Below are 18,092 nucleotides of genomic sequence, written 5' to 3'. Positions count from 1 at the left end.
TGAGAAGAAAGTGACGGAAATTGTCAAGGCGACACGCCCGAGAGCGGGTCACTAATTTCAGCGGTGTAATTCTCATCTCGAGCCGAGAACGGCGCCTCGAACGACGCTGACAGGAGGCCCGAAATGACGCCGGCCCCAGACCGATCTCTCGGTCTGGGGCCGGCCCCAGGTGATGCCTTCTGTGTCCGAGGGGGGACTTGAACCCCCACGCCCGATAAAGGGCACTAGCACCTCAAGCTAGCGCGTCTGCCAATTCCGCCACCCGGACGAGTGCGGGTGGAACAGTAGCAAAGGGTCCGACGATGTTCCGCATCGGCATCGACCTGCTCCTGATCCGGTCGCGATGACATGCTGGGGGCATGACGGACGAGCGCGTGGACCCGGCTGCCGAGGTCGTCGAGCTGTGCCGGGACCTGATCCGGATCGACACCTCCAACTACGGCGACGAGGACGGTCCCGGCGAGCGCAAGGCGGCCGAGCACGTCGCCTCGCTGCTCGACGAGGTGGGCATCGAGTCGCGGCTGATCGAGGGCGAGGCCGGGCGCACGAACGTCATCGCGCAGTGGGGCGGCGCGGGAGGCTCGGGCGGGTCGCGGACCGACGGGCTGCTGCTGCACGGCCACCTCGACGTCGTACCGGCGGCCGCGGAGGACTGGCAGGTCGACCCGTTCGCCGGCGAGGTCAAGGACGGCTACCTGTGGGGCCGGGGCGCGGTCGACATGAAGGACTTCGACGCGATGCTGCTCGCCGTCGTCCGCGCCCGCCAGCGGTCGGGACGGGTCCCGGAGCGGCCGATCACCCTCTGCTTCACCGCGGACGAGGAGGCCGGCGGCCACAAGGGTGCGCAGGTGCTCGTCGAGCAGCACGCCGAGGAGCTCGAGGGCTGCACCGACGCCGTCGGCGAGGTCGGCGGCTTCAGCGCCACGGTCCGCGGCCGGCGGATCTACCTGATCGAGGCGGCCGAGAAGGGCATGGCCTGGATGCGGCTGACCGCCCGGGGCCGAGCCGGCCACGGCTCGATGATCAACCGCGACAACGCTGTCACCACCCTCGCCGCCGCGATCGCCCGGATCGGCGCCCACGAGTGGCCGATCCAGCTGACGCCCGCGATGCGCACCCTGCTGGCGTCGGTCGGCGAGCTGGTGGGCGAGGAGGTGACCCCGGACAACGCCGAGGCGCTGGTCTCGGAGTTCGAGGGCGCCTCCCGGATGCTCGGCGCGGTCATCCGCAACACCGCCAACCCCACGATGCTCGGTGCCGGCTACAAGGTGAACGTCATCCCCACCGAGGCGAGCGCCCACGTCGACGGCCGCTTCCTGCCCGGCCTCGAGGACGACTTCTTCACGACCCTGCGCGCGCTGGTGGGCGAGGACGTCGACATCGACTTCGTCAGCCACCAGCAGCCGTGGGAGACGCCGTACGAGGGCGAGCTGGTCGACGCCATGACCCGCTCCATCCTCGCCGAGGACCCGGACGCGATCGTGGCGCCGTACCTGATGAGCGGCGGCACCGACGCCAAGCACTTCCGCAAGCTCGGCATGCGCTCCTTCGGCTTCGCACCCCTCCGCCTGCCCGCCGACCTCGACTTCACCGCGCTCTTCCACGGTGTCGACGAGCGCGTCCCCACCGACGCCCTGGAGTTCGGCGCTCGGGTCTTCGACCGGTTCCTCGACGACGTCTGAGGGCTGCCCGGCCGACACCGCAGGGGGATTGGTCACCAACCTGCTGTTCTCGGCCCCGGATCAGGGGGTTGGTGACCAAACCTCGTGTGCTCGGCGGTCGGGCTGAGGGGACCAGGAATGGTCACCAACCCGGTGTTTCCGGGCCCACAACATGGGGTTGGTGACCATTCCCCCTGCGTGAAGCGGCCGCACCAGACGACCGGATCGACCGGATCGGCCGGATCAGGCGGTGCGGACCGCGCGGATGATCTTCCGGCGCAGGATCACGCGTCGGGTGCCGTCGGCGGTGATCCGGACGCGGTCGAGCTCCCAGCCCCCGTGCTCGGCGCGCTCGACGAGGAGCTTGGTGACCACGTTGCGGGAGAACTCCCGCGAGAAGGAGACCTTGTCGAACTCCCACTCCACCCCTCGGGTGGGTGGGCGGCGCAACGCACGGGTCACGGGGTCTCCTCTCGGTCCGAGGTCCGGTCAGTCCAGTCTGCCGTCAGTCTGCCGAAACGTCGTCGAGTGCTGCGGTGATCTCAGGAGGCAGCGTGAGGTCCTCCACACCGAGAGCGCCGCGGAGCTGGGCGGCCGTCCGGGCGCCGACGATCGGCGCGGTGACGCCGAGCCGGTCGCGCACCCACACCAGCGCGACCTCGAGCGTGGACCAGCCGAGGCCGTCAGCCGCGCGGGCCACGGCCTCGACGATCCCGGCGGACCGCTCGTCGAGGTAGGGGTTCACGAACCCGGAGAAGTGGTTGGACGCCGCGCGGGAGTCCGACGGCGTACCGGTGCGGTACTTGCCGGTCAGCACCCCGCGCCCCAGCGGCGACCACGGCAGGACCCCCAGCCCGAGCGCGCGGGCCGCCGGGAGCACCTCGTGCTCGATCCCGCGGTTGAGCAGGGAGTACTCGACCTGCGTGCTCGCCAGCGGCGTCCGCCCCGGCACCACCCGCTGCCAGGTGGCCGCCTGGCCGGTCTGCCAGCCGGTGTAGTTCGAGATCCCGACGTACGACGCGCGTCCACTGCGGACCGCGTCGTCCAGGGCCGACAGCGTCTCCTCGAGCGGCGTCTCGTCGGACCAGATGTGCACCTGCCACAGGTCGACGTGGTCCACGCCGAGACGCTCGAGCGAGGCGTCGAGGGTGCCGAGCAGGTGGCCCCGCGAGGTGTTGTACTCCCGCGCGCCGTGCCGGGCCCGGATGCCGGCCTTGGTCGCGAGCACGACCTCGTCGCGGGCGACGACGTCGCCGATCAGGCTGCCCACGAGCTCCTCGGACGCGCCGTTGCCGTAGCCGGCGGCCGTGTCGACGAGGGTGCCGCCGGCCTCCGCGAAGGCGATCATCTGGTCGCGCGCCTCGTGCTCGTCGGTGTCGCGACCCCAGGTCATCGTGCCGAGCCCCAACCGGGACACGGTCAGGCCGGTGGTGCCGACACGCCGTTGCTGCATGTGCAGAAGGTAGCCAACGCCCGCATGACGGCCCGACGTGGCTCGCCGTACGGCGCAGTCAGGTTGTTGGCAGGCTGGCCCCGTAGGCTGAGCGCACCCACCGGCCCGACCTGAAAGCGAGTCGATGAACTACTTCGACGCCGTCGTCCTCGGCATCGTCGAGGGACTCACCGAGTTCCTCCCCATCTCCAGCACGGGCCACCTGACGATCGCGGAGAAGGCCCTCGGTCTCGACCTGGCCGACCCGGCGGTCACCGGCTACACCGCCGTGATCCAGATGGGGGCCATCGCGGCCGTCGTCGTCTACTTCTTCCAGGACATCTGGCGGATCGCGAAGGCGTGGTGCGTCGGCCTGGTCAAGCCGGAGTACCGCGGCCAGCTCGACCACCGGATGGGCTGGTACGTCATCGTCGGCACCATCCCGGTCGGCCTCGCCGGACTGCTCTTCAAGGACCTCATCACCGGCGACCTGCGGTCGCTGTGGGTCGTCGCGTGCGCCCTGATCGGCTGGAGCGCGGTCATGTGGTGGGCGGAGCGGGTCGGCAGCCAGCAGCGCACCGAGAAGGACATGACGATGCGGGACGCGATCTCGGTCGGCCTGATCCAGGTCGTCTCGCTGATCCCGGGCGTCTCCCGCTCGGGTGCGACCATCTCGGGCGGCCTCTTCCGCGGCATCGACCGGGTCGCGGCCACGCGGCTGAGCTTCTACCTGTCGATCCCGGCCCTGGTCGGGGCGGGCATCTTTGAGCTCGGTGACGCCACGGGCGGCGACATCGGCGTCGGGGTGATGATCGTCGGCATCGTCGTCGCCTTCGTGGTCGCCTACGCCTCCATCGCCTGGCTGCTGCGATTCGTCGCGCACCACAAGATCACCTGGTTCGTGCCCTACCGGCTCGCGCTCGGTGGCCTGCTCATCGTGCTGCTCGCCACCGGGGTCATGTCGCCGACCTGATCGACGGACCGACCGGACGTCGCCGCTAGAGCCAGCCGGACTTCTTGAAGAGCACCCACAGCCCGACGGCGACGGCCGCCATCAGCACCAGGGCGAACGGGTAGCCGTAGGTCCACCCGAGCTCCGGCATGTGCCGGAAGTTCATGCCGTAGATCCCGGCGATCAGGGTCGGCACCACGACCAGCGCGGCGCCGGCGGAGATCTTGCGCATGTCGTCGTTCTGCTGCACCGAGATCTGCGCCAGGTGGGCGTCGAACGCGGACGACAGCAGCCCGTCGAGCGAGTCCACGGTCTCCGCCGCCCGGGCGAGGTGGTCGGAGACGTCGCGGAAGAAGGGCGTCGCCGACTCGGGCACGGCCGGTACGTCGCCGCTGGCCAGCCGGACGACCGGCTCCCGCAGGGGCAGCACCGCACGGCGGACCTCGGCGAGCTCGCGCTTGAGCACGTAGATCCGTGCGGAGTCGTTGGTCCGGTCGGTGGAGAAGACCGAGGACTCGATCTCGTCGACGTCGACGACCAGCTCGTCGACCACGTCCAGGTACTCGTCGACGACCCGGTCGATGACGGCGTAGAGCACGCCGCCCGGTCCGTGGCCGAGCACCTGGTGGTCCGTCTCCAGCGCGTCGCGCGCCGTGTGCAGCTCGGTGCCCTGGCCGTGCCGGACGCTGACGACGAAGTCCTCACCCACGAACATCGCGATCTCACCGGTCTCGACCGCGTCGTCCGCGTCGACGTACCAGAGCGTCTTGATGACCAGGAAGACCATGTCGCCGAAGCGCTCCAGCTTCGGGCGCTGGTGGGCCTGGACGGCGTCCTCCACCGCGAGAGGGTGGAGGTCGAACACGTCGGCGACCTGGGCGATCTCCTCGTCGTCGGGCTCGTAGAGCCCGACCCAGACGAAGTCACCGGGCTGCTGGACGCGCGCACGCATGGCCTGGAGGTCGTGGTCGCCCTGGACCCGCGATCCGTCGCGGTACAACGCGCAGTCGACGATCACGGGCCCACCGTAGCCGCACTACAGTCGCCGCCATGGCAACCGTGATCCTCGTGCGACACGGCCGGACGACGGCCAACGCCGCCGGCACGCTGGCGGGCCGACTCCCGGGCGTGAAGCTCGACGAGACCGGCGTCGCGCAGGCGGCCCGGGCGGGGGAGCGGCTCGCCGGCGTCCCGCTCGCGACCGTGGTGAGCAGCCCGCTGGAGCGCTGCCGGCAGACCGCCCGGGCGATCCTGCAGGCCCAGGCCGGCCCGCTGGAGATCGCCACCGACCGGGGCATCACGGAGTGCGACTACGGCGAGTGGCAGGGGCGCCCGCTGCGCGAGCTCGCCAAGGAGAAGCTGTGGGCCACGGTCCAGGCCCAGCCGTCGGCCGCGGCGTTCCCGGGCGGCGAGTCGATGGCGGCCATGCAGGCGCGGGCCGTGGCCGCCGTACGCCGTCGCGACGCAGCCGTCGAGGCCCAGCACGGCGCCGACGCGGTCTGGGTCGCGGTCAGCCACGGCGACATCATCAAGTCGGTGCTGGCGGACGCGCTCGGCATGCACCTCGACCTCTTCCAGCGCCTCAACGTCGACCCGGCGTCCATCTCGGTGATCCGCTACACGGCCACCCGGCCGTTCGTGGTCTCGACCAACACCCACGCGGGCGACCTGTCCTGGCTGGCGCCCAAGCCGGGCCGGAAGCGGCGTACGACGCGGGCCCGCACGGACGCCGCCGTCGGCGGTGGCGCCGGCCCTTCGGCGACCGCCTGACACGCAGCGTGCGAGGCCTTGCCATGTGCCGTCTAGGGTGACTGGCATGGCACCTCTCGTCCACGGATTCGATCCGCCGGAGCGCTTCGTCGCCGGCACGGTCGGCCCTCCCGGTCAGCGGACCTTCTTCCTGCAGGCCCGCTCGGGTGCACGCGTGGTCAGCGTGGCCCTGGAGAAGCAGCAGGTGCAGGCGCTCGCGGAGCGGATCGACGAGCTGCTCGACGAGGTGATGGCGAGCGGTACCAACGAGGGAGTCATCCCCGCGGTCGCACCGCTCGGTCTCGACGACAGCGCGCCGCTGGAGCAGCCGATCGAGGAGGAGTTCCGCGCCGGCACGATGACGCTGTCCTGGGACCCCGACGACGAGCGCGTGGTGATCGAGGTCTTCCCGTTCACCGAGGCCGCGGTCGTCACACCCGACCAGGTCGACGAGGACTTCGAGGAGCCCGAGCCCGACGAGGTCTTCCTGGTCCGGTTGGACGCCGGGCCGGCCCGGGCCTTCGCCAAGCGCGCCGAGCAGGTCATCGAGGCCGGCAGACCGAGCTGCCCCTTCTGCGGCAATCCCGTCGACCCCGAGGGTCACCTGTGCGTGCGGGCCAACGGCTTCCGACGGCGGGACCCCTGAGCGTGGACCTGGCAGCGGAGCTGGTCGAGGGCGACCTCGTCCTGCACGGCCGGATCATGCCGGCCTCCAACGCCACCTTCGTCGGCGAGATCGGCGACGTCCGCGTCGTCTACAAGCCGGTCGCGGGCGAGCGCCCGCTGTGGGACTTCCCCGACGGCTCGCTCGCCGGCCGGGAGCGGGCGGCGTACCTGGTCTCCCGGGTGACCGGGTGGGACGTCGTCCCCGAGACCTGGCTGCGCGACGGCCCGCACGGGCCCGGGATGGTGCAGCGCTGGCAGGAGCCCGACGACGAGCAGGTCGCGGTGACGCTGGTGGCCGAGGGGGAGACGCCCGAGGGCTGGCGGCACGTCTTCGACGGCATCGACGGGCAGGACCAGCCCGTGTCCCTGATCCACGAGGACAGCGCGGCGCTGCGCCGGATGGCGGTCTTCGACATCGTGGTCAACAACGCCGACCGCAAGGGCGGTCACGTGCTGGAGATGACCGACGGGCACCGGTACGGCGTCGACCACGGCGTCACCTTCCACACCGACCACAAGCTCCGGACCGTCCTCTGGGGCTGGCTGGGGGAGGACCTCACCGACGACGAGGTCGCCGGCGTCCGGGCGGTCCGGGAGGCGCTGGGCGGCTCGCTCGGCGACGAGCTGACCGGGCTCCTCGACCCGCTCGAGATCGGCGCCCTCGCCCGGCGCTGCGACCGGCTCCTCGCCCGGCCGGTGATGCCGGCGCCTCGCGGTGAGTGGCCCGCGATCCCGTGGCCGCCCTTCTGAACCTCACTCGCTAGGCTTCGCGACATGCGTGCCTGGCCGTCCCCGGAGATCCCGACCCTGCCCGTCGCCGGACCCCCCGTCGCGCTCCACGACACCGCCTCGGGTGAGCTGGTCACCACCTCGCCCGACGGACCGGCCAGGCTGTACGTCTGCGGGATCACGCCGTACGACGCCACCCACCTCGGCCACGCGGCGACGTACCTCGCCTTCGACCTGCTCAACCGGGCCTGGCGCGCCGCCGGGCACGACGTCGTCTACGTGCAGAACGTCACCGACGTCGACGACCCGCTGCTCGAGCGGGCCACCAAGGTGCACGTCGACTGGGTCGAGCTCGCCGAGCGGGAGACCGAGCTCTTCCGCCAGGACATGACGGCCCTGCGGGTCATCCCGCCCGACCACTACATCGGCGCGGTCGAGTCGATCCCGCTCGTCGTCGAGCTGGTCCAGAAGCTCGACGCCGCCGGCGCGGTCTACCGCGTCGAGGACGACCTCTACTACTCGGTCAGTGCCGACCCGGCCTTCGGCGCGGAGTCCGGCTGGACCCGCGAGAAGATGCTCGAGATCTACCCGGAGCGCGGCGGCGACCCCGACCGCGCCGGCAAGAAGGACCCGCTCGACTGCGTCGTGTGGCGCGGCGAGCGAGAGGGCGAGCCGTCCTGGGAGAGCCCCTTCGGGCCTGGGCGCCCCGGCTGGCACGTCGAGTGCACGGCGATCGCGCAGCAGCACCTCGGCACCGGGTTCGACGTCCAGGGCGGCGGCAGCGACCTCGTCTTCCCCCACCACGAGATGTGCGCCGGCCACGGCCAGGTGGCCCTGCCCGGCGAACCGTTCGCGCAGGTCTACAGCCACGCCGGGATGGTCGCCTACGACGGCGAGAAGATGTCCAAGTCGCGCGGCAACCTGGTCTTCGTCTCCGCGCTCCGCAACAGCGACGTCGACCCGATGGCGATCCGCCTCGCGCTGCTCCGCCACCACTTCCGCAGCGACTGGGAGTGGAGCGACCAGGAGCTCTGGGACGCCGTCGACGACGTCGACCGCTGGCGCCGGGCGCTGTCCCTGGGGGCCGGCGCCGCGGCTGCACCCGTGGTGACCGAGGTCCTCGAGGCGCTCGCCGCCGACCTGGACGCGCCTCGCGCCACGGCCGCCGTGGACCGGTGGGTGGCCGCGACGCTCGGCACCGAGGGCCTGGCCGACACCAGCGACCCGGAGGCCGCGTCGACCATGCTCACCCTCCTCGACGCCTCCCTCGGCCTGGCGTTCTGACGCCCTGCCTGGCCCGATGACCTCGCCGGCGGCCCCGCTGCCGGTGGAGCGCGGCCGCGCCCGGATCGCGGCGTACGTCTACGGCAACATCCTGGTCCTGGGCGCGGTCGTCTCCGCGACCCCGCACACGATCGAGGACGGCCACGCCGTGATCGTCGTGCTCGCGACCACCGTGACGACCTACCTGGCGCACGTCGTCGCCCACGCCGTGGGCGCCGCGCTCACCGACGACGACTCCCCGTCGGCGGAGCCCGCCTTCGGGCCCGCCGAGCTGCGCGACGCCCTCCCGATCGTCTCCTCGGGCTCGGCGCCGGCGCTGATCCTGCTGATCGGCGCCGTGACGACCCTCGAACCGGTCCTCGTCGAGGCGGCCGCCGCCCTGGTCGTCGTGGTCCGGCTCGTCGGGATCGGGCTGGTCGTCGACCGCCTCGGCGCCGGCGTACGCCGCCGCTGGTCGTGGCTCTCCGGCATCGTCCTCGCCGGCATCAGCGTCGTCATCGTGGCGCTGAAGCTCGCGTTCGCGCACTGAATCCCGCGGCCGGATCGGGTGGGGATTGGTCACCAACCTGCTCCTGGTCGCCCTCGAAGACGGGGTTGGTGACCAATCCCCCCTCGGAGCGGCCGAGCGTCAGTCGTCGCTCTGACGGCGCTTCAGGTAGCGCTCGAACTCCCGGGCGATGGCCTCACCGGACGCCTCGGGCAGGTCGGTGGTGTCGCGGGTCTCCTCGAGGGCGCGGACGTAGTCGGCGACGTCCTCGTCCTCCTCGGCCAGCTCGTCGACGCCGCGCTCCCAGGCGCGGGCGTCCTCGGGCAGGTCGCCGAGGGGGATGCTCGCCTGCAGCAGCTCCTCGACCTGGGAGACCAGCGCCAGGGTCGCCTTCGGGCACGGCGGCTGCGCGACGTAGTGGGGCACCGCGGCCCAGTAGGACACCGACGGCATGTCGAGCTGCACGCACGCGTCCTGGAAGACGCCGACGATGCCGGTCGGGCCCTCGTAGGTCGACTGCTCGAGGTCGAGGCGGTCGACCAGCTCGGGCTCCGTGGCGGTGCCGGTGACCGGGATCGGGCGGGTGTGCGGGGTGTCGGCGAGCAGCGCGCCCAGGGTGACCACCATCTCGGCGCCGAGCTCCTCGCACGCGGCGAGCAGCTCGGCGGAGAACTGCCGCCAGCGCATGTTCGGCTCGATCCCGCGGATCAGGATGATGTCGCGGTCCAGGTCCGGGGGAGAGGCGATCGCGATCTGGGTGCTCGGCCAGGTCAGCCGTCGGTGTCCGCGGTCGTCGGTCCCGACCGTGGGCCGGTTGACCTGGAAGTCGTAGAAGTCCTCGGGGTCGACCGCCCCGACGACCTGGGCGTGCCACACCCGCATCAGGTGGTCCACCGCGCCGGACGCCGCGTCCGCGGCGTCGTTCCAGCCCTCGAACGCAGCGATCACCACCGGGTCGACGAGGTCGCGGACCCCCTGGAGCTCGATCACCCCACCAAGCCTAGTCGGCGCCAGGATTTCTGCCCGCGCCACGCGCGGTGTCAGCATCTGGGAATCAGGTCCAGTCTGTGGACGCTTGTTCCTAGGCTTGTTGACCCGGCCGCCTCGCGGCCACGAGAGGAGTCCCGTTGCCCGACCTTCGCCCCGACCTGACTGACGAGCTCACGCGTGCGCTGGGCGAGCGGATCATGGTGCTGGACGGCGCGATGGGGACGGCGATCCAGCGGGACCGTCCCGACGAGGCCGGCTACCGCGGCGACCGGTTCGCCGACTGGCCCTCGGACCTGGTCGGCAACAACGACCTGCTCACGCTCACCCAGCCGGAGATCATCGCGGGCATCCACCGCGAGTACCTCGAGGCCGGCGCCGACATCATCGAGACCAACACGTTCAACGCCAACGCCGTCTCGCTCTCCGACTACGGCATGGCCGAGCTCGCCTACGAGCTCAACCTGGAGGCCGCCCGGCTCGCCCGCCGCGAGGCCGACGCCGTCGCCACGCCGGACAAGCCCCGGTACGTCGCCGGAGCGCTCGGCCCCACCACCCGCACGGCGTCGATCTCGCCGGACGTCAACGACCCGGGCGCGCGCAACGTCTCCTTCGAGCAGCTCGTCGACGCCTACCTGGTCGCCGCCCGCGGCCTGGTCGACGGCGGCTCCGACCTGCTGATGGTCGAGACGATCTTCGACACCCTCAACGCCAAGGCCGCGATCTTCGCCCTCGAGACGCTCTTCGAGGAGCACGGACGTCGCTGGCCGGTGATCATCTCCGGCACCATCACCGACGCGTCCGGGCGCACGCTCTCCGGCCAGGTGACGGAGGCCTTCTGGGACTCCGTGCGCCACGTCCGCCCGCTGGCCGTCGGCCTCAACTGCGCGCTCGGCGCCAAGGAGATGCGGCCCTACATCGCCGAGCTCGCCCGGCTCGCCGACTCGTTCGTGTCCTGCTACCCCAACGCCGGCCTGCCCAACGCCTTCGGCGAGTACGACGAGGTCCCCGACGAGACCGCGGCGGTCCTCCGGGAGTTCGCCGAGAGCGGCTTCGTCAACATCGTCGGCGGGTGCTGCGGCACCACGCCCGCGCACATCGCCGCGATCGCGAGCGCCGTCGAGGACCAGCAGCGCCGTACGCCGGCCGAGACCCGGCCCGCCATGCGGCTCTCCGGCCTCGAGCCCTTCACGATCACCCCCGACAGCCTCTTCGTGAACGTCGGCGAGCGCACCAACATCACCGGCTCCGCACGCTTCCGCAACCTGATCAAGGCCGGCGACTACGACACCGCGCTCACCGTGGCCGCCCAGCAGGTCGACAACGGTGCGCAGGTCATCGACGTCAACATGGACGAGGGCATGATCGACGGCGTCGCCGCGATGGACCGCTTCCTCAAGCTGGTCGCCTCCGAGCCCGACATCAGCCGGGTGCCGGTCATGGTCGACTCCTCGAAGTGGGAGGTCATCGAGGCCGGGCTGCGCTGCGTCCAGGGCAAGCCGATCGTCAACTCGATCTCGCTCAAGGAGGGCGAGGAGAAGTTCGTCGAGCAGGCCCGGCTGTGCCGCAAGTACGGCGCGGCCGCGGTCGTGATGGCCTTCGACGAGGACGGCCAGGCCGACTCGCTCGCCCGCCGTACCGCCATCTGCGAGCGCGCCTACCGGATCCTGGTCGACGAGGTCGGCTTCCCGGCCGAGGACATCATCTTCGACCCCAACGTCTTCGCCGTCGCCACGGGCATCGAGGAGCACGCGTCGTACGGCCTGGACTTCATCGAGGCCACCCGCTGGATCAAGGCCAACCTGCCCGGCGCGAAGGTGTCGGGCGGCATCTCGAACGTCAGCTTCTCCTTCCGCGGCAACAACCCGGTCCGTGAGGCGATCCACGCCGTCTTCCTCTTCCACGCGATCCGGGCCGGCCTCGACATGGGCATCGTCAACGCCGGCGCGCTGGCGGTCTACGACGAGGTCGAGCCCGAGCTGCGCGAGCGGATCGAGGACGTGGTCCTCAACCGCCGACCCGACGCCGCCGAGCGGCTGCTCGAGATCGCCGAGGAGCACAACCGGACCGGCGAGGAGGCCGAGGCGGCCGCGGAGGAGTGGCGCTCGCTGCCGGTCGCCGAGCGGATCACCCACGCGCTGGTGAAGGGCATCGACGCCCACGTCGAGGCCGACACCGAGGAGCTCCGCGCCGAGATCGCGGGCCGCGGCGGCCGGCCGATCGAGGTGATCGAGGGCCCGCTCATGGACGGCATGGACGTCGTCGGCGACCTCTTCGGCTCCGGGAAGATGTTCCTCCCGCAGGTCGTGAAGTCCGCGCGCGTCATGAAGAAGGCCGTCGCCTACCTCATCCCGTTCATCGAGGAGGAGAAGGCGGCCAACCCTGAGTTCGCCGCGCAGAAGGACACCAACGGCACCATCGTGATGGCGACGGTCAAGGGCGACGTCCACGACATCGGCAAGAACATCGTCGGCGTCGTGCTGCAGTGCAACAACTACGAGGTCATCGACCTCGGCGTGATGGTGCCGGCGCAGAAGATCCTGGACACCGCCCAGGAGGTGGGCGCCGACATCATCGGCCTCTCCGGACTGATCACCCCGTCGCTGGACGAGATGGTCAACGTCGCGAACGAGATGCAGCGCCTCGGCCTCGACCTGCCGCTGCTGATCGGCGGCGCGACCACCTCGCGTGCGCACACCGCCGTGAAGGTGGACCCGCGGTACGACGGACCCGTCGTCTGGGTGAAGGACGCCTCCCGCTCGGTCCCGACGGCGGCCGCGCTGCTCCACGAGACCCGGCGCGAGCAGCTGTTGGCCGACGTACGCGTCGACTACGACGCACTCCGGGCGCGGCACGCCGGCAAGTCCGACCGCCCCCAGCTCTCGATCCAGGCAGCGCGGTCCAACGCCACGCCGGTCGACTGGTCGTCGTACCAGCCCCCGGCGCCGGCGCAGCCCGGCGTGCACGTGCTCGCCGACTACGACCTGGCCGAGCTGCGCGAGTACATCGACTGGCAGCCGTTCTTCAACGCCTGGGAGATGAAGGGCAAGTTCCCCGACATCCTCAACAGCCCGACGACGGGTGAGGCGGCGCGCCGGCTGTACGACGACGCGCAGGAGATGCTCGACCGGATGATCGCCGAGCGGTGGGTCTCCGCCTACGGCGTCTACGGCCTCTTCCCGGCGGCCGCCGAGGGCGACGACGTGGTCGTGTACGACGACGACACCCGCTCGTCGCGCCGGGCGGTCCTCCACCAGCTGCGCCAGCAGGGCGAGCACCGCGAGGGGATCCCCAACCGGGCGCTGTCCGACTACGTCGCACCCGTGTCGACCGGGCTCGCCGACCACGTGGGCGCCTTCGCGGTGACGGCCGGCATCGGCCTCCCGGAGAAGGTCGCGATGTTCAAGGCCGACCTCGACGACTACAGCGCGATCCTGCTCGAGGCGCTCGCGGACCGGCTCGCGGAGGCGTTCGCGGAGCGGCTGCACGAGCGGGTGCGCACGGAGTTCTGGGGTCACGCGGCTGAGGAGTCGCTGTCCAACGAGGACCTGATCGCCGAGAGGTACGCCGGCATCCGGCCCGCGCCGGGCTACCCCGCCTGCCCCGACCACACCGAGAAGCTGACCATCTGGGACCTCCTCGACGTCGAGGCGAGCACCGGCATCACCCTGACCGAGTCGATGGCGATGTGGCCCGGTGCGTCGGTGTCCGGCATCTACTACAGCCACCCGCAGGCGCAGTACTTCGTCGTCGGCCGCCTCGGCCGCGACCAGGTCGAGGACTACGCCGGCCGGAAGGGCTGGACCCTGACCGAGGCCGAGCGGTGGCTCTCCGCCAACCTCGGCTACGACCCCGATGACTGATCCGGCGACCGGTCCGTCGACCGACCCCGCGCCGCAGGCATCGGGATTGGTCACCAACCCCCACGTGGGAGGCCCTCCGGAGGGGGTTGGTGACCAATCCCCACGGCTTGAGACACCCGCAGCGGTCCTGTGGGACATGGACGGCACGCTGGTCGACACCGAGCCGTACTGGATCGAGACCGAGTACGCCCTCGCCGAGCGGTACGGCGGCACCTGGAGCGAGGCGCACGCGCTCAACCTGGTCGGCAACGACCTGCTCGACTCAGGCCGCTACATCCGCGAGCACATGGGCATCGACCTCGAGCCGGAGCAGATCGTCCAGGAGCTCCTGGACGGCGTGGTCGGCCGCGTCGAGCAGGAGGTCCCGTGGCGGCCCGGTGCCGTCGAGCTGCTCACCGGCCTCGTGGCGAGCGGTACGCCGTGCGCGCTCGTCACCATGTCCTACGAGCGCTTCGTCGCCCCGATCTTGGCCCGGCTCCCCGCCGAGACCTTCCGGGTGATCGTGACCGGCGACAAGGTGGAGTTCGGCAAGCCCCACCCCGAGCCCTACCTCACCGCCGCCGCAGCGCTCGGCGTACGGCCTGAGGACTGCCTGGCCGTGGAGGACTCCAACACCGGCGCCAAGTCGGCCGAGGCGGCCGGCTGCCTGGTGCTCGTGGTGGAGAACCACGTCCCGGTCCTCGTGGGGGAGCGTCGGGTCTTCGCAGACACGCTGGAGGGGATCGACCTGGCCGCGGTGTGGCGCGAGGGTCCTAGTACCGATCACCGCGACGAGCGCCGGGGGTCCTAGTACCACCGGACAATGGCGACCGGTCCGCTCGCTGACCCAGACTTGGGGCAACTCGGGGGAGCAGCATCTCCTCTTGGGTCACTCAAGAAAGAGGATCGATGCTCATCCGACGCAGTCCCGCCATCGTGCTCAGCCTCGTGCTGGGCGCAGCGGCCCTTCTCGTCGTACCTGGTGCGGCGTGGAGTGATGGCGGGACTGCGACGGATGTCGCCAAGGGCAAGGACGGCTGCGACAAGAACACGTCGTCCCGCGCCGTGGTCAAGGTCGGCACTCTCGAGAACAACAACGCACGCCTCCTCGTTGTCGGCACCGTCTGGAGCGACGACAGCGACGTGTGGGTCTGGAAGCTGAAGCACAACGGGGACGTGTCCGACGACGGACGCGCGACCGGCGACGAGGACACCGACCGCGCGTTCCGCATCCAGCGGACCATGTTCAACGGCGTCGGTACTGACGACATCGTCTTCCGCGCTGAGAACCAGCGGACCGGCGAAGTCTGTCGCGCCACCGTCAGTTACTGACCTCGGTCGACGAGGACCTATTCTGTCCGGGCCCCGTCGAAAGGTGTCCCGTTTGCGCGTCCTCCGCAGCCCGGTCGCGCTCTTCCTGATGCTCGGGCTCCTCACCGTGGTCGGCATCATCGTGGCCACCAACAAGCTCGCTGACCGTGCGGCGAGGCAAGAGGCGATCGCTGAGGCGGCGGGCACCACCGAGGTCCTCGCCCGCTCCGTGGTGGAGCCCGATGTACCCAAGGGGCTCATCAACACGACTCCCCGCAAGCTGGCGGCCGCCGACAAGATGGACCGCGCGGTCACACCACGGCTGCTCGATGTGTCGACGGTGGACCGGGTCAACATCTGGACCGAGGACGGCCGGAATGTGTACTCGAGCGAAGGCCCCGATCTGCTGGGCCGTAAGTTCTCGCTGAGCGATGCGCAGCTGGCCGTCCTCGAGGACGGCGGCGCAGGCTCGGAGATCGCCGACCCCGATCGGCCGGAGAACAGGTCAGTGACCGGCGCCGACTCCGGCCGTGGCCTCGTCCAGACCTACACGAGGATCAGCTCGCCGGAGGGTGAGCCACTGCTGCTGGAGGCCTACTACACGCTCGACGAGATCGAGCAGCGTCGCGCCGAGATCTATTCGTCGTTCCGTTGGATCACGATCGCGCCGCTCGTCCTGATGATCCTCGTCGCGACGGCGATCCTGCTCGGTCTCACGCGCGAGCTGCGTCGTGGGGCCGCCGAGCGCGAGCGGCTGCTCCGCTCGGCGATGGAGGCCTCGGACGCCGAACGCCGTCGTATCGCGCGCGACCTGCACGACAGCGTGGTCCAGGATCTCGCCGGTACGGCGTTCGCCGTCACCGCCGTCGCGCGTCAGCCGAACACCGAGCCGGCTGCGAAGGAGACGCTCGACGACGCGGGTGCAGCGCTGCGCGGGAGCCTCAAGGCGCTGCGCTCGCTGCTCGCCGAGATCCACCCGCCAGAGCTGAGCGCCGACGGCCTGGCCGCCGCCCTGGCGGACCTGATCGCTCCCGCCGGCGCCGCGGGGATCCAGGCGTCGGTCAGCGTCGAGGGCGCCGAGACCATCTCGAACGAGAAGGCCGCACTCGTGTGGCGGGTCGCGCAGGAGGCCGTGCGCAACACCATCCGCCACTCGGAGGCCTCCACCCTCGCCGTGACGGTCCGCGGTGACGGCTCCCGGCTGACCCTCGAGGTCGTCGACGACGGCGTCGGCTTCGAGCCGCGAGGCCAGCGGGGCAGGGACAGCTACGGCCTGCGCGGCCTCCGCAGCCTGGTCGTCGACAGCGGTGGAGCGCTCGACGTGCGATCCTCGCCCGGGGACGGCACGACCGTGCACATGGAGGTGGACGCCCAGTGACCCAGCAAGCCGGCCCCGCGCCGATCCGCGTGGTCCTCGCCGACGACCACGCGGTGATCCGCGCGGGCCTCGAGCAGCTCCTCGCCGGCACCGACGACATCCAGGTGGTCGGGCAGGCCGCCGACGGCCAGCAGGCCATCGAGGTCGCTCGTGAGCTCCGGCCGGACGTCGTCCTCATGGACCTGCAGATGCCCAACGTCGACGGCGTCGCCGCCACGCGCGCCATCATCGGCGAGAAGCTCGGCGTCGACGTCCTCGTCCTCACGTCGTACTCCGACAGCGAGCGGATCATCGCCGCCCTCGACGCCGGCGCGGTCGGCTACCTGCTCAAAGACGCTGACCCCGACGACGTCCTGCAGGGCATCCGGGCCGTCAGCCGCGGCGAGTCGCCGATCCACCCCAAGGCAGCCCGCGCGCTCCTCGGCACCCGGGCGGGCTCGTCCCAGGTACAGCTGACCAGCCGCGAGTCCGAGGTGCTCGGACTGGTGCGGCAGGGTCTGGCCAACAAGCAGATCGCCCGCCGGCTCGAGATCTCCGAGCGGACCGTCAAGGCGCACCTCACCTCGGCGTTCGCGCGGATCGGCGTCAGCGACCGCACCCAAGCCGCCCTCTGGGCGGAGCGAAACGGCCTCTGACCTGCGCCGACTCTCCGTGGCGCATGCCCAGGGGATTGGTCACCAACCCGGTCCGATCGGTCCGCTGAGAGCAGGTTGGTGACCAATCCGCCCCGCCGGTCAGTCGTCGGCGAGCGGCGACGCATCGACCGCCGGCGGAAGCTCCGGGAGCGGCGGGGGAGTGCCACCCCAGGCCGGACAGATCGCCTGGTGGGCGCACCAGGAGCACAGCCGGCCCGGGTTGGGACGCCAGTCGCCCGACTCGCCGGCCAAGCGGATGGCGTCCCAGATCGCCTCCACCTTGCGCTCGGTGGCGAGCAGGTCCCGCTCGTCGGGGACGTAGCGCAGCATCTCGCCGTCGCCCAGGTAGACCAGCTGCAGCATCGCCGGCACCACGCCGCGGGTGCGCCAGATGACCAGCGCGTAGAACTTCATCTGGAAGAGCGCCTTGCCCTCGAACATCTCGCCCGGTGAGCGGCCCGTCTTGTAGTCGACCACCCGGATCGCGCCGTCCGGGGCGATGTCGAGGCGGTCGACGTAGCCACGGAGGAGGAGCTTCGAGTCGAGCAGCGTCTCGACGTACAGCTCGCGCTCGGCGGGTTCGAGACGCTGCGGGTCCTCCAGCGTGAAGTACCGCTCGAGCACGTCGCGGCACGACCCGAGCCAGGCGACGATCTCCGGGCCGTCGTGCGGCAGCATCTCGGCGAGCTCCGGGGCCTCCGCCACGAGGTCGTCCCAGGCCGGCGTCAGCATCTGCTGCGCCCGCTCCGGCGTCCGCGACAGCGCAGGGAGGTCGAAGAGGTCCTCCAGCACCTTGTGCACCACCGTGCCGCGGACGGCGTCGGGGGAGAAGGGCTCCGGGAGTTTGTCGATCGTGCGGAACCGGTAGAGGAGCGGGCAGCTCATGAAGTCCGCCGCGCGGCTCGGCGACAGGGCGCCCAGCACCTCCACGCCGTCGACCGGGGTCGAGACCCGGGCGGCCGGGGACTCCTGGTGCACA

Annotated in this window: 17 protein-coding genes and 1 tRNA gene; 12 read left to right on the top strand and 6 right to left on the bottom strand. The window is 71.2% G+C overall.

The window, feature by feature from the left end:
* Nucleotides 1-182: 182 nt before the first annotated feature.
* Nucleotides 183-268, bottom strand: a tRNA-Leu gene (locus K8U61_RS17125).
* 91 nt (nt 269-359) lie between these two features.
* Here K8U61_RS17125 and K8U61_RS17120 point away from each other — a divergent pair.
* A complete protein-coding gene (locus K8U61_RS17120) occupies nt 360-1,682 on the top strand; it encodes a M20/M25/M40 family metallo-hydrolase (protein WP_224124255.1) in 1,323 nt (440 codons plus the stop codon).
* A 222-nt stretch (nt 1,683-1,904) separates the two neighbouring features.
* On the opposite strand, the gene K8U61_RS17115 is transcribed toward K8U61_RS17120, so the two are convergent.
* Nucleotides 1,905-2,123: a DUF5703 family protein gene (locus K8U61_RS17115; protein ID WP_372454282.1), complete on the bottom strand. Its 219-nt coding sequence runs from the start codon at nt 2,121-2,123 to the stop codon at nt 1,905-1,907.
* A gap of 43 nt (nt 2,124-2,166) precedes the next feature.
* On the bottom strand, nt 2,167-3,114 hold the full coding sequence (locus K8U61_RS17110) for an aldo/keto reductase (protein ID WP_224124254.1): 948 nt from the start codon (nt 3,112-3,114) through the stop codon (nt 2,167-2,169).
* A 124-nt stretch (nt 3,115-3,238) separates the two neighbouring features.
* Here K8U61_RS17110 and K8U61_RS17105 point away from each other — a divergent pair, with 124 nt between their 5' ends.
* Nucleotides 3,239-4,066 carry an undecaprenyl-diphosphate phosphatase gene (locus tag K8U61_RS17105; protein WP_224124253.1) on the top strand — a complete coding sequence of 276 codons (828 nt, stop codon included), beginning with the start codon at nt 3,239-3,241 and terminating at the stop codon, nt 4,064-4,066.
* A gap of 25 nt (nt 4,067-4,091) precedes the next feature.
* On the opposite strand, the gene corA is transcribed toward K8U61_RS17105, so the two are convergent.
* Nucleotides 4,092-5,063: a magnesium/cobalt transporter CorA gene (gene corA, locus K8U61_RS17100; RefSeq protein WP_224124252.1), complete on the bottom strand. Its 972-nt coding sequence runs from the start codon at nt 5,061-5,063 to the stop codon at nt 4,092-4,094.
* Nucleotides 5,064-5,095: 32 nt separating this feature from the next.
* Here corA and K8U61_RS17095 point away from each other — a divergent pair, with 32 nt between their 5' ends.
* Genes K8U61_RS17095 through K8U61_RS17075 form a run of 5 tightly spaced genes read left to right on the top strand, consistent with a single transcriptional unit; the run spans nt 5,096 to nt 9,002 of the window.
* Nucleotides 5,096-5,815, top strand: a complete 720-nt coding sequence (locus K8U61_RS17095; protein ID WP_224124251.1) for an MSMEG_4193 family putative phosphomutase — start codon at nt 5,096-5,098, stop codon at nt 5,813-5,815.
* Nucleotides 5,816-5,861: 46 nt separating this feature from the next.
* Complete coding sequence (locus K8U61_RS17090; RefSeq protein ID WP_224124250.1) at nt 5,862-6,440, top strand: DUF3090 domain-containing protein; 579 nt, start codon at nt 5,862-5,864, stop codon at nt 6,438-6,440.
* Nucleotides 6,441-6,442: 2 nt separating this feature from the next.
* Nucleotides 6,443-7,210: an SCO1664 family protein gene (locus tag K8U61_RS17085; RefSeq protein WP_224124249.1), complete on the top strand. Its 768-nt coding sequence runs from the start codon at nt 6,443-6,445 to the stop codon at nt 7,208-7,210.
* 24 nt (nt 7,211-7,234) lie between these two features.
* The gene (mshC, locus tag K8U61_RS17080) at nt 7,235-8,473 is read left to right on the top strand and encodes a cysteine--1-D-myo-inosityl 2-amino-2-deoxy-alpha-D-glucopyranoside ligase (RefSeq protein WP_224124248.1); all 1,239 of its coding nucleotides are present in this window, start codon (nt 7,235-7,237) and stop codon (nt 8,471-8,473) included.
* Between the two features lie 16 nt (nt 8,474-8,489).
* The gene (locus tag K8U61_RS17075; RefSeq protein WP_224124247.1) at nt 8,490-9,002 is read left to right on the top strand and encodes a hypothetical protein; all 513 of its coding nucleotides are present in this window, start codon (nt 8,490-8,492) and stop codon (nt 9,000-9,002) included.
* Between the two features lie 99 nt (nt 9,003-9,101).
* On the opposite strand, the gene K8U61_RS17070 is transcribed toward K8U61_RS17075, so the two are convergent.
* Nucleotides 9,102-9,950 (bottom strand): PAC2 family protein, encoded by an 849-nt coding sequence (locus tag K8U61_RS17070; protein ID WP_224124246.1) that lies wholly within the window; start codon nt 9,948-9,950, stop codon nt 9,102-9,104.
* 137 nt (nt 9,951-10,087) lie between these two features.
* Here K8U61_RS17070 and metH point away from each other — a divergent pair, with 137 nt between their 5' ends.
* The 5 genes from metH (at nt 10,088) to K8U61_RS25550 (ending at nt 17,113) form a co-directional block, all read left to right on the top strand.
* Nucleotides 10,088-13,810 (top strand): methionine synthase, encoded by a 3,723-nt coding sequence (gene metH, locus K8U61_RS17065; protein WP_224124245.1) that lies wholly within the window; start codon nt 10,088-10,090, stop codon nt 13,808-13,810.
* Between the two features lie 64 nt (nt 13,811-13,874).
* Nucleotides 13,875-14,600, top strand: coding sequence for an HAD family hydrolase (locus tag K8U61_RS17060; protein WP_308043193.1), 726 nt, complete (start codon nt 13,875-13,877; stop codon nt 14,598-14,600).
* Nucleotides 14,601-14,698: 98 nt separating this feature from the next.
* A complete protein-coding gene (locus K8U61_RS17055; protein ID WP_224124243.1) occupies nt 14,699-15,121 on the top strand; it encodes a hypothetical protein in 423 nt (140 codons plus the stop codon).
* A gap of 52 nt (nt 15,122-15,173) precedes the next feature.
* Nucleotides 15,174-16,478, top strand: a complete 1,305-nt coding sequence (locus tag K8U61_RS17050) for a sensor histidine kinase (RefSeq protein ID WP_224124242.1) — start codon at nt 15,174-15,176, stop codon at nt 16,476-16,478.
* Nucleotides 16,475-17,113, top strand: a complete 639-nt coding sequence (locus K8U61_RS25550) for a response regulator (protein ID WP_224124241.1) — start codon at nt 16,475-16,477, stop codon at nt 17,111-17,113. The genes K8U61_RS17050 and K8U61_RS25550 overlap by 4 nt, the downstream gene beginning before the upstream one ends.
* Nucleotides 17,114-17,212: 99 nt before the next feature.
* On the opposite strand, the gene K8U61_RS17040 is transcribed toward K8U61_RS25550, so the two are convergent.
* The gene (locus K8U61_RS17040; protein WP_224124409.1) at nt 17,213-18,091 is read right to left on the bottom strand and encodes a RecB family exonuclease; all 879 of its coding nucleotides are present in this window, start codon (nt 18,089-18,091) and stop codon (nt 17,213-17,215) included.
* Between the last annotated feature and the right edge of the window lies 1 nt (nt 18,092).

The organism is Nocardioides mangrovi, assembly GCF_020073815.1.
Classification (GTDB): Bacteria; Actinomycetota; Actinomycetes; order Propionibacteriales; family Nocardioidaceae; genus Nocardioides; species Nocardioides mangrovi.
This window is presented reverse-complemented; position numbering and strand designations above follow the sequence as displayed.

What these genes read in the sequence shown, in the direction of transcription:
- K8U61_RS17120 (WP_224124255.1), top strand. Translation starts at nt 360, where the DNA reads ATGACGGACGAGCGCGTGGACCCGGCTGCCGAGGTCGTCGAGCTGTGC.
- K8U61_RS17110 (WP_224124254.1), bottom strand. Translation starts at nt 3,114, where the DNA reads ATGCAGCAACGGCGTGTCGGCACCACCGGCCTGACCGTGTCCCGGTTG.
- K8U61_RS17105 (WP_224124253.1), top strand. Translation starts at nt 3,239, where the DNA reads ATGAACTACTTCGACGCCGTCGTCCTCGGCATCGTCGAGGGACTCACC.
- K8U61_RS17095 (WP_224124251.1), top strand. Translation starts at nt 5,096, where the DNA reads ATGGCAACCGTGATCCTCGTGCGACACGGCCGGACGACGGCCAACGCC.
- K8U61_RS17090 (WP_224124250.1), top strand. Translation starts at nt 5,862, where the DNA reads ATGGCACCTCTCGTCCACGGATTCGATCCGCCGGAGCGCTTCGTCGCC.
- mshC (WP_224124248.1), top strand. Translation starts at nt 7,235, where the DNA reads ATGCGTGCCTGGCCGTCCCCGGAGATCCCGACCCTGCCCGTCGCCGGA.
- K8U61_RS17075 (WP_224124247.1), top strand. Translation starts at nt 8,490, where the DNA reads ATGACCTCGCCGGCGGCCCCGCTGCCGGTGGAGCGCGGCCGCGCCCGG.
- K8U61_RS17055 (WP_224124243.1), top strand. Translation starts at nt 14,699, where the DNA reads ATGCTCATCCGACGCAGTCCCGCCATCGTGCTCAGCCTCGTGCTGGGC.